Source organism: Mucilaginibacter sp. R-33 (genome assembly GCF_049949235.1).
Classification (GTDB): Bacteria; Bacteroidota; Bacteroidia; order Sphingobacteriales; family Sphingobacteriaceae; genus Mucilaginibacter.
In genome coordinates this window covers 4,448,661-4,464,952 of record NZ_CP188089.1, presented here as the reverse complement: position 1 = coordinate 4,464,952, position 16,292 = coordinate 4,448,661, and the positions used below count along the sequence as shown (strand labels likewise).

Genomic DNA, 16,292 nt, shown 5'->3' with positions numbered 1-16,292 from the left:
CATTGCCAAAGCAACATGGGATGATATATTTCATATGGTATGGTAGTGGTTTTTTTTAATGTAGAGACGCATCACATGCGTCTATCGAACTATTTATTTCCGATTGCCTGTCCTGCGAGAGACGCAATTATGCGTCTCTACATCAGCATCTTTTATTCTCCTTCCTCTTCCGCAACAATCCCCAAAATCTCATCGGCCTGTTTAAAATTGCTTTTTACAAAATGGCACCAGTCGCATTCTTTTTTGCCGCAGCCTGTGCTGAAATCGTGCGCCATGATTTTGGCGTAAGTTTCGGTGATCTGGCCGGTTACCGTTTCCATGTCATCGGGTGTTATCACAAATTTTTCGCGGTAATATTCGTTGTCGGCTACGGGTTCAACAAAATCAAATACAGTGCTTATAACTTCCCAGTCGTTACTGCGGTCATGATCAACAAGGAGCTTGTAAAAAACTGCCTGGCGCCAGTAATCGCCTCCGTTGGGCAGATCATTTGTTGGGCGCATCAGTTTTTCTTTGGCATTTTTTACTTTACCCGTTTTATAATCAACAACAGTAGCCTGCTTGCCCTCAAATTCAATTTTATCCAGGTTACCTTTAATAGGTACGCCGTGTACTTCAATATTTTTGATAGGGCGCTCGGTTACCGCTATTTTGTTCCAGTGCGGTACATTTTGCTCGTAGTATGGCGGCAAGATCTTTTCGCCATAAGCCGAGCGCAGTTTAAACTCATCTTTAGTAAATGAATCGCGATTACGGGCCATATACCATCTAAACTCGCGCATGAAATTTTCCGTACTCAAAAACTCGTTGCCATTATCCTTCAACTGCCTGTAAGTTTTATTGAGTGCCCAGTGTACCGCCTGTCCAAAAGTAGCCGCCGGACTTTTACCCGATGGTACCCTGATCAAACACTGAAAATAAAATCGCAGCGGGCAATCCAGGTAACTGCTCAGGTGGGTTACTGATAGCGTGTAATTCTGCAGCAGCTGGTTGATGTAGTTTTTATCCAGTAACTCAACCTTTGGTTTTTCGGCTTCGCTGAATTGGGTTGCCTGGAACTCGATCATATCCATGGCATCCACTTTAGGGTATTGTACCTGCATGTTGGTGCTGGCTAATATCTCGCCTATAAACTGGCTAGCCTCCTGGTCTTTGTCTTTCCTGTCCTTGGCAGCGTATGAGATCATAAGGTGCTGCTTGGCACGCGTTACCGCCACATAAAACAGACGGCGTGCTTCCTCTTTCTGTGCAATTTCATCAGCTGCGGAGCGGGTAAGTGTGTCGGGATAGCTGAAACCGCTGTTCCGGCCTTTACTGTCCCAGGTACGTTTGTCGCAGCCAATAAAAAACACATATTCAAACTCAAGCCCTTTTGAGCCGTGTGCGGTGAGGAAGTTAACACCATTCTCCGAAAAGATGCTTTGGTTAAGCTCCAGGCGGATCTGATGTTTCTTCATCATCTCGATGGTCGAGATCAAATCATCCAGGCTGATGTCGGGCCTTTTGCGGCTTTCATCTTTCAGGAAATCGAAAAAACTGGTAAGCATTTGCATGTAGCTGCCCTTATCCTGTTGCTGCATAATATATTTCAGGATGCCCATTTTGGCTATCACACTTTGAAAAAGCTGTTGCAGCGTAACGCTAACCGACTCTTTGAGCAGATAATCGATATTGCTTACGAGGTACCGCATCTCCTGTTGTTGATCGGGGTGAAAAAGGTCTGCCTGTTTGGGTGGCCTCATCTCGCTTACGTAACGGCGGATAGAAGTTTTAGGCTGATTGTAAGCCAGGGTACCAAAGTTTTCTTTAAACACGGCAACGCTTGCCTTGGCAATTTCAATAGGGGGGATGTTAAAGAAATCATAGTGCATGATCTCAAATAGTAATTCATCCCCGCTGTATGGCGAATCGAGCTCCATGGTAAGGTAACGTAAGATATTGATGATCTTTTCGCCAAAGGGCTGGGTAAGCACGTCAATTTTGCGCTTGGTGTTTACCTGTATCTTTTGCACGTCCAAAAATTTGATCATCTCCTCAACCTGGTTGTGGTTGCGGTAAATTACCGCTATCTCGCCCGGCGGTACACCGTCAATAACCAGTTGTTTTATCTGCAGCGATACATCAACCAGTTCTTTATCAGGGTTCTCGTACTCCCGGATCACCGGCTCGACCAACAGGTTATTAAAACGTGGATGCGACGATTTTAAAGCTTTATCTAAATTAAGCTGACTGGTCAATCGCTCGAAATTGTTATCGATAAGCGCTTTTGAAATGTCGAGGATCTGCTGACTGGAGCGATAGTTATGTTTTAGCACTACGGTGTATAGTGTATCTACGTAGTCATTGGCAAAATCAAGGATGTTTTTCATGTTTGCCCCCTGAAATTTAAAGATCGATTGGTCATCATCGCCTACCACAAAAACATTTGGGGTATCCCAATAATTAAGCAGGAAACGCAGTAACTCGTTTTGCGATCCGCTGGTATCCTGGAACTCATCAACCAAAATATACTGGTAACGCTCCTGATAGCGGCGCAGGATTTCCTCATTATCGCGGAAAGCGCGCAACACCCAAATGATCATGTCGTCATAATCATAGCGGCCGCGGCTTTTCATTTTTTCTGTGTAGTTTTGGTACTCTCCAACAGCAGCCAGCAGTTTTTTCATCACGTCGTGCGCGGCGTCGATATCTTTTTGCTTCGGATCACCAATCTTGATGCCTGCTTTGGCATTAGCCCGTTTATAAATAAACTCCTCTCGGTTAGGCAAGTCTTCAAGATAGTCATTTACCGCCTGTTCGATCATTTCGGCATTCCAGTTTTCCCGCTTCATAGTGCTGAACAGGCTTTTAAGCCGGGGAACGTCGTAATAAATATCGCCCGTAAAACGCTTCAGCAGGTGATCGTTCGGGAACTCATCAACCAGCTCACGGAAAAGCATGGCCGATTCCAGGTCGGATAAGGATTCCAAATTCAGCTTGCCGAAATACTCGAGGTTCTCCTGGATAATCTCATTACAAAAAGCATGGAACGTATATATATTAATACGGTAAGCATCAGGGCCGATAAATTCAAAAAGGCGTTTGCGCATGGCTACTGCGCCGGCATCGGTATACGTTAAGCACAGGATTTCGCTGGGTAAAGCGTCTGTATCGGTCAGGATTTTGCCTATCCGCGCTGCCAGGATCTGGGTTTTGCCGGTACCGGGGCCGGCTACTACAAGCACCGGGCCATCCATTTTGTTAACTGCGGCCAGCTGCTCGGGGTTTAAACCGGCTAAGGCTTCCTGAAATTTAGCGTTATATTTATTGAATGTAGATTGCATAAGCCCCCTCTAAATCTCCGCCTGAAGGGGAAGACTTTTAATTAGTTATAGTATGGAATTTGTGACGTATGATAATACTGTTCGAACTTCAATATCTTAAGCCCGAAATCAATAATATCAAAAATAAGACATAAAAATTGAACAGATGACTTTCATCAATAATATTGAAATCCTATTTTAAACTCTCTCTTTAGGGGTCGGGGGGCCTACAACCCCATCCCCGTAGTAAAAAATGCATTCACGCTTACAGGAAGCTTACCCGTAGGCTTTAAACGACCGCTAAGCACTTTCGCTGCCGACTGTTGCAGTTCGGGCGACATCTGGTAGCAAACCAATAAACTGCCAGCGTTTTCAAGTCCCGGCAAACCCGCTATAGTATAAGCATTGGCAAACACACTAAATGCTGTGTTTTTGCGTGATGCCAGATCGGCAATCATCAGTTTTACATCGCTGCTGTAGTCAAGCTTGCTTTGCGGGCGCAGGCGGGTATCATGTATGCCCACAATTACTTGCTGGTATTGTTTAAGCCAGTTCAGGATGTTGGTAACTTCAATCGCCGGTGCGTCTTTATTAACTATAAATATGCGGCTGTTCGGGAAACTTTTTACAACCTCCATCTGGAAAAGCGTTGGCGAGCTTACCCCTATACTCACGACGGCTGTTTTTAAAAATGGATTGAGCTTTACATTATTGTTCTTCAATTGAGTTACCGCGGCATCGCTTAGTTGTTGTACCAGTGCTTTGGCGGCATCGCTGTTAATGTCCTGGCTCAAATTGGTTAAAACAGTTGGCTTGTATTGATTAAGCCCTGCCCAGTATTTGGCAACTAAGATCTTTTTGATCCGCGCTTCAAATTCAACAGCACTAACGCTGCCATGCCTCACAGCTTTACGGATCAGGCCTATGGCCCGGTCGGAGTTTTCAGACAGCTCGATGATGTCATTGCCTGCAATAAAGGCCTTTACATCGGCTTCACCGTTGGGGAAATATTTGGTTACCCCTTTCATTTCCATCGCATCGGATATCACCAGGCCTTTAAAGTTTAACGAATCTTTCAGGATTCCGGTAATAATAGGGCGCGAAAGGGTTGAGGGGAGTTTTGGCGTATTATCTAAGGAAGGGATCCCCATATGAGCGATCATTACCCCGCTGATACCCGCATTGATGGCTTCCCGGAAGGGATACATCTCCAATGAATCTAATCGGCTACGACTATAAGGAAGCAGCGGCAAATCAAAATGCGAATCGACATTGGTATCGCCATGCCCCGGAAAATGCTTGGCCGAAGTAAGCAAGCCCGCATCCTGCATGCCTTTAAAATAAGCAATACCTTTTTTGGCCACGTTATACATGTTATCGCCAAAAGAGCGGTAATTGATAACCGGGTTATTAGGATTGTTGTTCACATCCATATCTGGCCCAAGGTTCATTTGCATGCCCAGGCGTTTAAAATCATAAGCTACTTGCTGGCCCATTTTGTAAATCAGGTTATTATCCTGTATGGCACCGAGGGTCATTTGGTATGGATATGATATGGTAGAATCCAGGCGCATGCCCAGGCCCCATTCGCCGTCCATAGTTATAATTAAAGGTACTTTGGCCAGTTTTTGATACTTATTGATTAGGTTGGCCTGGCGCACCGGCCCACCCTGAAAAAATACAACGCCCCCCAATTGCTGCTCTTTAATCACCTGCCCAACCGAATCTTCATAGGCTTTCCCTTTATTGGTATGCGCCCTTACAAATAATAATTGTGCAACCCGCTGCTTGCGGCTCATTTTATGATACACCGAGTCGACCCAGCGGTTTTGTTTGCCTAACAATTGGATATAACTTTCTTTTTGTGCAAAAACATCGGCGGTGAAAAATGTGAAGATGATAATCAGCGGGTAGAAAATGCGGGTTTTAGAAGCTTGCATAGGCCAAATGTAGCGTTATTCTGAATTTTTGATGAAAATGATGTTACAACTATTACAAAAATCAAACCGCTAATAAACCTTTGTGTTTTTTATTAATCTATCACGTTATTAACATACATACGAGGAAAAGCCGGCGGTAACCGGTAACTAACGGGCTAACGACTTTTCCGCCACTTATTTAAAACAGACAAATACGATGAAAAAATTACTTTTCTTGGCAATGTGCCTCTTTACCGTAGGGACAGTTAGTGCGCAGGGGTATTACTATGGACCGCGTCATCGCCGCCCGCCCCGCCGGGTTGTTGAAAGGTCTCAGCCCCAACGCCGTTATGATGATTTTTACACCCCCAAAGTTGGTTTGGCGGTTGGTTTAAACGTTTCAAACACGGTTGATGCTTATAACAGCAATTATAGTTCGAGTTCACTTGCGGGCTGGCACGCGGGTTTAACCTTTGATGTGCCTATTATCTACCCGCTGTCATTTGCTCCCGAAGTATTGTTTTCGCAAAAAGGATATGAGGTGAATGACCGGGACGGGAAATTTACACAGCGCACCAATTATATTGATGTGCCTTTGCTGGCTAAATTTAGGGTGGTACGAGGCTTTAACCTGCTGGTTGGTCCGCAGCTTACCTTTTTAACATCAACCAAAAATACTTACGAAAGCGGTTTAGGTACCAGTGTTGATCATATTGACAATGATGCCAATCATAGTTACGTTGCCGGTGTAGTAGGCGTAAGTTTTGACATTAACCGCAATGTGGAGATCCGCGGTCGTTATAATATCGACCTTGGTGAAAATCGTCCTTATGCTGATCAAAACCTGCCCGATTACCGTAACCAGGTTTGGCAAATTGGTTTAGGGTTTAAATTTCAATAATAAATAATGGAGCACGGTAATTGATCACAGTAACTTTAATGTAGCATTTACTTTTATGCAAATACGCTAAACCGCAAAGGGGGAAGAGATTCCAAAACTTTGCGGCTTAGCTTTTTTTGTGAGTTTAAGTTCGATCTTTATTTATTAGCGCGTTGCCTTCGGCCGGGCTTTCCGCTCATACTGCGCAGGGCCTTAGCCACATTGGCCGGTATCCGCTTCAATCCCTAACGTAAAGGCATAATATTACCATTCCCTCGGAGGATGCGTCGAGAGGATCCTTATTTCTTTAGGATAATAATTATTGATCCGATTTGGCAATAATTTGGCCCAGCCAAGCGGATGCCCTTCATAGGTCATGAGCGTCCAGCCTTTATCTGCTGTGGATAGTTCTATGTTGTCCCGGCGCAAGTATTGGATAGCCTGATCTTTATTAAGGGGCGTTTCCAAAATAGCATTCCTATTAACTATGAGGCTTAGGGCCAGTTCGTGATCGGGGATCAGGTCCTTACCGGCAAGCTTACCTATAATTACGCCCGATTTTTTTATATAGAGCTGTCGCTGTAGTATGTTGAGGCTTTCTTTATGGGCGCGGTTAATAGCCATCCAGTCGTCATTTACCTTAAAATAATAAAGGTGGTCGGGGTTATTAATATATGAGCGCACCTGGTCGAGCTCCTTGCCCGGCAATTTTTGCTGGGTGTTGTTTTTGAAGGAGGCCAGATCGCCGCTGTTTTCTTTTTTTTGCAGGCAGGCGGCAAATAAGCCTTCGCCTTTTATCTTACCAGGGTAAAAACGGTAGCCCCAGGCTTTTTTCTCCGGCGACTGGGTTTCAACAATGCCCCATTCCTTATTAATAGGTATGCGGATGCTTTCCAGCTCAAACTCGGTGCAAAGCCAGTCCAGGATATCTTCATTTTCCTGGTGTGAGTAGGAACAAGTGCTATATATAAGGTAACCATCTTCTTTTAAGGCTGGGTAAATATCAGCAAGTATGCGTTCCTGCCGCTGATGACAAAGGTTCACGTTCCCTTCCGACCATTCGCTCATCGCATCCGGATCTTTTCGGAACATGCCCGAGCCCGAGCAGGGGGCATCAACGAGTATGATATCAAAAAAGCTTTTCAGCCTGCTGAAATCTTTAGGGTCATTATTGGTAACAATGGTATTGGCTGTACCCCACCGGTTCAAATTATCTGTTAATATAGGTACACGTGTTTTAATGATTTCGTTTGCCACTAATAAATCGGCAGGTTGCAGGGCCGAATTAAGCAAGGTGCTTTTACCTCCGGGTGCCGCGCAAAGGTCAAGTACTTTTACCGCATCATCATTATTTTGGTTGATGGTTTTAAAAATATGATCAATAAACATTGATGATGCTTCCTGTACATAATAGCAGCCGGCATGAAAAAGAGGATCGAATGTGAACGACGGGCGGCTTTCAAGATAATATCCGTTGGCGCACCAGGGTACATTTTGTGTAATTTTTAAGGCAGATGGTTTAAAAGGATTAACCCTTATAGAGGTTGGAGCCTCCTCAAACCGGTGCGCTTTTACAAAATTTTCTTCATCGAAGCCGTTTTCCACGCTCAATGATGCGATGAAATGCGGAGGGAAATTATGCTCATTCATATACATTTCAAATATACACATTAGCTAAATGCCCGTCTTTACTTAATTATGAGGGTGTTTGGGGATGTATTTTACCTTAATTTACAGGCAGTTGTAAAATAGGTTTAATTATTTGAAAATATATCTTGGTTGGTAGATGGTTTTCTGTGTACATTTGTGACCGCTTTAGAAAAAGAGGCGTTGTTTTTTGAAAATTAAAAGCGAATAAAAAGATTAAAAAAAGTGAAATTTTCACTTGCTAAATCAAAATGAAATTCGCACCTTTGCAGCCGCTTCAAACAGGAGCGGTAGTTCATACAAAGGGTAAAAGAATCGGTGTTGAAGAGGGAAAGAGAAGAGAGAGAAGCACTGCAAAACTTTAAAAATAAAAAATAAAAAAGTTTTGGAAATAAGAAAAGGTTTTCTACCTTTGCAGACCCAAACGGAAGGGTGCTTGAGAGAGCGAAAGAAGTTGAGGCTGAGCGAGTTCAGTCAATAAAAGAAGGAAGAAAGTTAACGATGGTTAATGAGTAAAACAAAAGAGCCGGAAGCGATTTTCGGGGAAACAAACTGACAAGTTAAGCAATGCGAATTGCGACGACATAATAGCTGATTCGGATGATGAAGCGATCAAGTTCTTTTAAGAAATGGAAATCATGTAGCGTAACGGGAGATTAACCAAAGCTAAGGCTGAGGAAGATTGAAGAGTTAGAAAAAGAAGAGAGACTGTATAAAGATATAATAATACAGATTCTATTAATTAATAATAGGGTCAGTGGTTAAACAAAACATTTTACAATGGAGAGTTTGATCCTGGCTCAGGATGAACGCTAGCGGCAGGCCTAATACATGCAAGTCGGACGGGATTTGGGAGCTTGCTCCTAATGAGAGTGGCGCACGGGTGCGTAACACGTATGTAACCTACCTTGATCAGGGGGATAGCCTCTCGAAAGAGAGATTAAGACCGCATAACATTATGATATGGCATCGTATTATAATCAAATATTTATAGGATCAAGATGGGCATGCGCAACATTAGCTAGTTGGTGTGGTAACGGCATACCAAGGCGACGATGTTTAGGGGATCTGAGAGGATGACCCCCCACACTGGTACTGAGACACGGACCAGACTCCTACGGGAGGCAGCAGTAAGGAATATTGGTCAATGGACGGAAGTCTGAACCAGCCATGCCGCGTGCAGGAAGACGGCCCTACGGGTTGTAAACTGCTTTTGCAGGGGAATAAACCCCGGTTCGTGAACCGGGTTGAATGTACCTTGAGAATAAGGATCGGCTAACTCCGTGCCAGCAGCCGCGGTAATACGGAGGATCCAAGCGTTATCCGGATTTATTGGGTTTAAAGGGTGCGTAGGCGGCTTTTTAAGTCAGGGGTGAAAGACGGTAGCTCAACTATCGCAGTGCCCTTGATACTGAAGAGCTTGAATGTACTTGAGGTAGGCGGAATGTGACAAGTAGCGGTGAAATGCATAGATATGTCACAGAACACCAATTGCGAAGGCAGCTTACTAAAGTATGATTGACGCTGAGGCACGAAAGCGTGGGGATCAAACAGGATTAGATACCCTGGTAGTCCACGCCCTAAACGATGAACACTCGATGTTGGCGATATACGGTCAGCGTCTAAGCGAAAGCGTTAAGTGTTCCACCTGGGGAGTACGCCCGCAAGGGTGAAACTCAAAGGAATTGACGGGGGCCCGCACAAGCGGAGGAGCATGTGGTTTAATTCGATGATACGCGAGGAACCTTACCCGGGCTTGAAAGTTAGTGAATGTGACAGAGACGTCACAGTTCTTCGGAACACGAAACTAGGTGCTGCATGGCTGTCGTCAGCTCGTGCCGTGAGGTGTTGGGTTAAGTCCCGCAACGAGCGCAACCCCTATGTTTAGTTGCCAGCATTTAAGGTGGGGACTCTAAACAGACTGCCTATGCAAATAGAGAGGAAGGAGGGGACGACGTCAAGTCATCATGGCCCTTACGTCCGGGGCTACACACGTGCTACAATGGATGGTACAGAGGGCAGCTACCTGGCAACAGGATGCCAATCTCTTAAAGCCATTCACAGTTCGGATCGGGGTCTGCAACTCGACCCCGTGAAGTTGGATTCGCTAGTAATCGCGTATCAGCAATGACGCGGTGAATACGTTCCCGGGCCTTGTACACACCGCCCGTCAAGCCATGGAAGCTGGAAGTGCCTGAAGTGCGTAACCGCAAGGAGCGTCCTAGGGTAAAGTCGGTAACTGGGGCTAAGTCGTAACAAGGTAGCCGTACCGGAAGGTGTGGCTGGAATACCTCCTTTCTGGAGCAGGATCTCTGATTGACTCGGGACTGTTACCTACATGATATTTCTTAAAACACAAAAAAAAGACAAAAGGAAACCCAGAAGATGAAGCCATCTGTGGAATGTGCAAACGCAAGTAAGCACAGGACAAGTGGCAGTAAGCAGTGGCAGCAGCAGTAGGCAGAAAAGTCCTGCAAACTGCAACTGATAACTGCAATTAAAAACAAATAGTCCTGTAGCTCAGCTTGGTTAGAGCACTACACTGATAATGTAGGGGTCAGCAGTTCAAATCTGCTCGGGACTACACAAGGGGAAGTAGCAGTAAGAAGTAGCAGCAGCAGTAATTAACTGCCACTGTAAACTAACCACTGCCCACTCATCTGAAAGGGGGATTAGCTCAGCTGGCTAGAGCACCTGCCTTGCACGCAGGGGGTCAACGGTTCGAATCCGTTATTCTCCACACTTTGTAAGTAACAGTAATAAGTAGCAGAAGCAGGAAACTGCCGCTGCAACTAAAGACTGCCACTAACAACTAACGTTCTTTGACATATTGGAAGAAGTAATTGAAAACAAGAGAAAACAACAGATAGGAAGTTGTTTGATTGAGAACCAAGATTACAAGAATAAAGAAACAAGAGTAATCTTGCTTCCTGACTCCTGAACTCTTGACTCTGTCGAACGACGGACTAAAATAAAGACATACCATGCGGCGCAAAAGGCGCATGAGTAGAAGAAAGTAAGAAAGGGTACACGGGGGATGCCTTGGCTCTCAGAGGCGAAGAAGGACGTGATAAGCTGCGATAAGCTGCGGGGATTAGCAAATATGAATTGATCCGCAGATTTCCGAATGGGGAAACCTAATTAGTTGAAGACTAATTGCATAAATGCGCTAACCTGCCGAACTGAAACATCTAAGTAAGCAGAGGAAGAGAAAACAATAGTGATTTCCAGAGTAGTGGCGAGCGAAATGGAAGAAGCCCAAACCTGTTATGTTACGGCATAGCAGGGGTTGTAGGACCACAACATGAATATCAAGAAGAACCGGAAGGGGGTGGGAAACCCTGCCATAGAGCATGAGAGCTGCGTACGGGTAATGAATGATAGGATAGTGGTATCCTGAGTACCGCGAGGTCGGAGACGCCTTGTGGGAATTTGCCGGCACCATCCGGTAAGGCTAAATACTCCTGAGAGACCGATAGTGAACCAGTACCGTGAGGGAAAGGTGAAAAGAACCCCGAACAGGGGAGTGAAATAGAACCTGAAACCGTGTACTTACAAGCGGTCGGAGCGGTTAACACCGTGACGGCGTGCCTTTTGCATAATGAGCCTACGAGTTACTCTTCCCTGGCAAGGTTAAGTGTTTAAGACACGGATCCGAAGCGAAAGCGAGTCTGAAAAGGGCGTATAGTCAGGGGAGGTAGACGCGAAACCTTGTGATCTACCCATGGGCAGGTTGAAGGTGCCGTAACAGGTACTGGAGGACCGAACCGATAAACGTTGAAAAGTTTCCGGATGACTTGTGGGTAGGGGTGAAAGGCTAATCAAACTGGGAAATAGCTCGTACTCCCCGAAATGTTTTTAGGAACAGCCTGGCGGTTGAGTTATAAAGAGGTAGAGCTACTAATTGGGTGCGGGGGAGTCAAATCCTACCAAATCCAGATAAACTCCGAATGCTTTATAATATACGCTGGAGTGAGGCTATGGGTGCTAAGGTCCATGGCCGAGAGGGAAAGAACCCAGACCATCAGCTAAGGTCCCTAAATTATTGCTAAGTTGAACTAACGAGGTCCGATTGCACAGACAGCTAGGATGTTGGCTTGGAAGCAGCCATTCATTTAAAGAGTGCGTAACAGCTCACTAGTCGAGCGATCGGGCATGGATAATAAACGGGCATCAAGCAGTATACCGAAGCTATGGATTCATATTAATATGACTGGTAGGGGAGCATTCTATTATCCGGCGAAGCAGGAAGGTAACTGACTGTGGAGGGAATAGAAAAGCAAATGTAGGCATAAGTAACGATAAGGCGGGAGAGAAACCCGCCCACCGAAAGACTAAGGTTTCCTGATCAACGCTAATCGGATCAGGGTTAGTCGGGGCCTAAGGTGAAGCCGACAGGCGTAGCCGATGGACAACTGGTTAATATTCCAGTACTTTTTATTACTGCGATGCGGTGACGGAGTAGTGACACTGACGCGAACTGACGGAATAGTTCGTTAAAGGCTGTAGGTATAGAGTTTGTAGTTAAGTACGCAGACTTTGCTGAAAGCTGATAGTACACAGAACCTTCGGGGGATGTGATAGTTCAGGTAATCAGACTTCCAAGAAAACCCGCTAAGCTTCAGGTAATAAAAACCCGTACCGTAAACCGACACAGGTAGTCGAGGAGAGAATCCTAAGGTGCTCGAGTGAATCATGGCTAAGGAACTCGGCAAAATGGCCCTGTAACTTCGGGAGAAGGGGCGCTGGCAGCAATGTCAGCCGCAGTGAAAAGGCCCAGGCGACTGTTTAACAAAAACACATGGCTTTGCAAAATCGCAAGATGACGTATAAGGCCTGACACCTGCCCGGTGCTGGAAGGTTAAGAGGGGATGTTAGTCGCAAGGCGAAGCATTGAATCGAAGCCCCAGTAAACGGCGGCCGTAACTATAACGGTCCTAAGGTAGCGAAATTCCTTGTCGGGTAAGTTCCGACCTGCACGAATGGTGTAACGATCTGGGCGCTGTCTCAGCCATGAGCTCGGTGAAATTGTGGTATCGGTGAAGACGCCGGTTACCCGCAACGGGACGGAAAGACCCCATGCACCTTCACTATAGCTTAACATTGATATCGGATACAGGATGTGTAGGATAGGTGGGAGACTGTGATCCAGCTTCGCTAGGAGTTGGTTAGTCAACGTTGAAATACCACCCTTTCTGTATTTGGTGTCTAACTCTGCAATGTGGAGAACATTGTTTGGCGGGTAGTTTGACTGGGGTGGTCGCCTCCAAAAAGGTAACGGAGGCTTTCAAAGGTAAGCTCAGTACGCTTGGTAACCGTACGCGGAGTGCAATAGCATAAGCTTGCTTGACAGTGAGACAGACAAGTCGAGCTGGGTCGAAAGACGGATATAGTGATCCGGTGGTTCTGCATGGAAGGGCCATCGCTCAAAGGATAAAAGGTACGCTGGGGATAACAGGCTGATCTCCCCCAAGAGCTCATATCGACGGGGAGGTTTGGCACCTCGATGTCGGCTCGTCACATCCTGGGGCTGGAGAAGGTCCCAAGGGTTGAGCTGTTCGCTCATTAAAGTGGCACGCGAGCTGGGTTCAGAACGTCGCGAGACAGTTCGGTCCCTATCTGTTGTGGGCGTAGGAAGTTTGAGTGGGGCTGACCTTAGTACGAGAGGACCGGGTTGGACTAACCTCTGGTGAATCTGTTATGCCGCCAGGTGTACTGCAGAGTAGCTACGTTGGGAATAGATAAGCGCTGAAAGCATCTAAGTGCGAAACTAGCCACAAGATGAGACTTCCATTGAGGGTCGTAGGAGACTACTACGTTGATAGGTTACAGGTATAAAGGTGGTGACATCATAGCCGAGTAATACTAATTGCCCGAAGCTTTCTTCGTGAAGGATTAAGGTGAGTGGTTGATTGAGAGAGTAGTTGCAAGACTATGAACAAGATATTGATCACTCATCCGAAACAAAACAGATAATGAACAACAATGCTGTTGTTTTCTCTTAACTTCAATCACTTCTTTCAATAATATGTCATGTTTGTGGCAAGTGAAAAATAGTGAATGGTGAATGGTTGATTAGGTGAGTAGTTGCAAAACTACCATGATATAAGCAATCAGACAAGAACCACTCACGGCTCACATAATCAACCACACACTTAAAAATATTCAGGTGCCTATATCGGCGGTGTCTACCTCTTCCCATTCCGAACAGAGAAGTCAAGCCCGCCAGAGCCGATGGTACTGCGGTAAAACGTGGGAGAGTAGGTCGGTGCCACCCTTTATCACTTTCAATAGTGTAACAAACGCAAAAGCCTTAGCTAATTACTAAGGCTTTTTGCATTTACGGGTTTTTTTCATAATTCTCTATTGGTTTCACGCAAAGGCGCAAGGGAATGACGTTTGAGGTTATAAACAGATGGTTAACAACTCACCATCCACTGCGCTCCACTCACCTCCCCGCGTTAGGGATAGGAGCGGATACCGGCCAATGAGCGTAAGGCCTGGAGGCGTATGAGCGCATAGCCCGGCCGGAGGAAACGCCCTGACGAACCCTTTTTTCTAAACAAATTGCACAACTGCTTTACTATTTAAGATATTTCGTTTTACAGGCCAAGATAACAGATTTTCATTTCGATATTATTTTGCTACTTTTAGGCTATATAACCTAAACAGATGCTTACAGCAGAACAAGCCGAACTTTGGCAAAAAATCCTGGATTTTCAATTGGATGATTCTGATGCTGCTTTTAAATTCTCGGAACGCCTGGCTCAGGAGAACGGTTGGAACGCGGTTTATACCCGTAAGGTGATTGTGGAGTACAAACGTTTTATCTTTCTTTGTTGTATCTCCGAAAATGGTGTAACACCTTCTGACGCTGTCGATCAGGTCTGGCACCTGCACTTAACTTTCACCTGGTCATATTGGATTGATCTTTGCCGTGATACACTCGGAAGAGAGATCCATCACAATCCTACTAAAGGCGGAAATAGTGAAGCTGTAAAGTATGATACCTTTTATACGGATACCGGCCAACTATATTTTAATTGTTTTAGCGAACAGCCGCCTGCTGATATCTGGCCTGGAAACGAAGCCCGCTTTAAAGAGATCAATTTTCAACGAGTGAACCTGGATAAATACTGGCTTGTCCGTAAACCTCGACGAATTAGAGTACTGTTGCTGATGGGTATGTTGATCCTTGTTTCATGGTTATGTATGCAGGCCTCAGATAATGATATTTTTATATTGATTTTCCTGGTAATCTTTGTTGGTGTTACCATATTAAGCTATCATAGTGAAGGGCGTAATAGTGATAAACGGGACCGTGACGGTAATGGAGGGGGGGCTGGTTGTAGTACCGCCGGCTGCGGGGCTAATGGCGGTTTCGATTCGGGCCATCACGGGCATTCTGGTCATGGATGCCATAGCGGCGGGGGCAGCGGCTGTGGAAGCGGCTGTTCCGGATGCTCTGCGTCAGGATGTAGCGGTTGCAGTAGTCATTAAGTTAGTCAGCTAACTAATGCCTCAAAAATCTCAGCGCTAAGTAACCCACTGCCTCCACCAAAGTGCTGAACTACTTTAATGTTGGGTTTTTCACTATAGAAATACTCGTTCAATTTATATTCCGACATCTCATCAACACCACCACCTAACAGCACGAGTTTAAAATCCTGCGTACTGAACGCCGCAATGGCCTCCTCATCGCTGAGGCAGCCAGTTGCGTTCCAGTCAGGATTATTGTTTACTAATCTCACTACTGTGGCTAATATTTCTGGATGCCGGCCAATTACCAATATCTGAATCTTTTCCATGATCTTAAAATTTCATCGGTACATCTATCAATAAAAACTCGGCGTCGGTACCTGCTTCAATAGTGAACTTGTCGGTGTCCCAGATACCTAAAGCATCCCGGCTGCTCAATGTTTGACCGTTGATATTTACTTCTCCGCTTAACACAAACGCATAAACGCCGTTGCCCTCTTTCTTGATGCTGTATTCGGTGCTTACTACTTTATCAAACTTGCCTAAATGAAACCATGCGTCCTGATGGATCCACACACCTGCATCGTCGGGGCTGGGGGATAATACCTGTTGTAGTTTGTTATGACGGTCTTCAAGATTTAATGAAATCTGATCATAACGTGGTTCAACGTTCCGTTTGTTAGGGTAAATCCAGATTTGAAGAAATTTAACTTCGCTGGTGCGGTCAAAATTATACTCACTGTGAAAAATTCCGGTACCGGCGCTCATAGCCTGGATATCTCCGTTTTTGATAACAGCTACATTGTTCATGCTGTCCTTATGCTCCAGATCACCCTCCAGCGGAATGGATATAATCTCCATGTTATCATGCGGGTGTTTGCCGAAACCCATACCCGGATCAACGGTATCATCGTTCAACACCCTCAACGCGCCAAAGTTCATCCGTTGAGGATTGTAATAACCAGCAAAACTAAATGATTGGTAGCTGTGTAACCATCCGTGGTCTGCATGTCCGCGGGTGTTAGCTTTATGTAAAACGGTCTGTGCCATTGTATGTTTCCTTTA

At 45.4% G+C, this 16,292-nt stretch carries 7 protein-coding genes, 2 tRNA genes and 3 rRNA genes; 7 read left to right on the top strand and 5 right to left on the bottom strand.

The window, feature by feature from the left end; translation table 11 throughout:
* Positions 1-152: 152 nt before the first annotated feature.
* Entirely contained in the window at positions 153-3,323 is a 3,171-nt protein-coding gene (locus tag ACP26M_RS18330) for an ATP-dependent helicase (protein WP_426582111.1), read from the bottom strand.
* Positions 3,324-3,529: 206 nt separating this feature from the next.
* Positions 3,530-5,242, bottom strand: a complete 1,713-nt coding sequence (locus tag ACP26M_RS18325; protein WP_426582109.1) for a glycoside hydrolase family 3 protein — start codon at positions 5,240-5,242, stop codon at positions 3,530-3,532.
* A gap of 196 nt (positions 5,243-5,438) precedes the next feature.
* Between ACP26M_RS18325 and ACP26M_RS18320 the strand changes: the two genes are divergently transcribed.
* Positions 5,439-6,122 (top strand): porin family protein, encoded by a 684-nt coding sequence (locus tag ACP26M_RS18320; protein WP_176628862.1) that lies wholly within the window; start codon positions 5,439-5,441, stop codon positions 6,120-6,122.
* A 243-nt stretch (positions 6,123-6,365) separates the two neighbouring features.
* Here the strand turns inward: ACP26M_RS18320 and ACP26M_RS18315 are convergent, their stop codons facing one another.
* Entirely contained in the window at positions 6,366-7,772 is a 1,407-nt protein-coding gene (locus tag ACP26M_RS18315) for a methyltransferase RsmF C-terminal domain-like protein (RefSeq protein WP_426582106.1), read from the bottom strand.
* Between the two features lie 753 nt (positions 7,773-8,525).
* Here ACP26M_RS18315 and ACP26M_RS18310 point away from each other — a divergent pair.
* From ACP26M_RS18310 to ACP26M_RS18285, 6 genes are all read left to right on the top strand, one after another.
* Positions 8,526-10,046: ribosomal RNA gene (locus tag ACP26M_RS18310) — 16S ribosomal RNA — on the top strand.
* Between the two features lie 211 nt (positions 10,047-10,257).
* Positions 10,258-10,332, top strand: a tRNA-Ile gene (locus tag ACP26M_RS18305).
* 82 nt (positions 10,333-10,414) lie between these two features.
* Positions 10,415-10,488 (top strand) — tRNA-Ala (locus ACP26M_RS18300).
* 269 nt (positions 10,489-10,757) lie between these two features.
* Positions 10,758-13,637: ribosomal RNA gene (locus tag ACP26M_RS18295) — 23S ribosomal RNA — on the top strand.
* A 276-nt stretch (positions 13,638-13,913) separates the two neighbouring features.
* Positions 13,914-14,025, top strand: a 5S ribosomal RNA gene (rrf, locus tag ACP26M_RS18290).
* The 16S, 23S and 5S rRNA genes sit together here with 2 tRNA genes alongside, the layout of an rRNA operon.
* A gap of 395 nt (positions 14,026-14,420) precedes the next feature.
* Positions 14,421-15,248: a glycine-rich domain-containing protein gene (locus tag ACP26M_RS18285; RefSeq protein WP_426582104.1), complete on the top strand. Its 828-nt coding sequence runs from the start codon at positions 14,421-14,423 to the stop codon at positions 15,246-15,248.
* Between the two features lie 5 nt (positions 15,249-15,253).
* On the opposite strand, the gene ACP26M_RS18280 is transcribed toward ACP26M_RS18285, so the two are convergent.
* Positions 15,254-15,556: a hypothetical protein gene (locus ACP26M_RS18280; protein WP_426582102.1), complete on the bottom strand. Its 303-nt coding sequence runs from the start codon at positions 15,554-15,556 to the stop codon at positions 15,254-15,256.
* Positions 15,557-15,560: 4 nt separating this feature from the next.
* Positions 15,561-16,277, bottom strand: coding sequence for a pirin family protein (locus ACP26M_RS18275; protein ID WP_426582100.1), 717 nt, complete (start codon positions 16,275-16,277; stop codon positions 15,561-15,563).
* Positions 16,278-16,292: the final 15 nt, after the last annotated feature.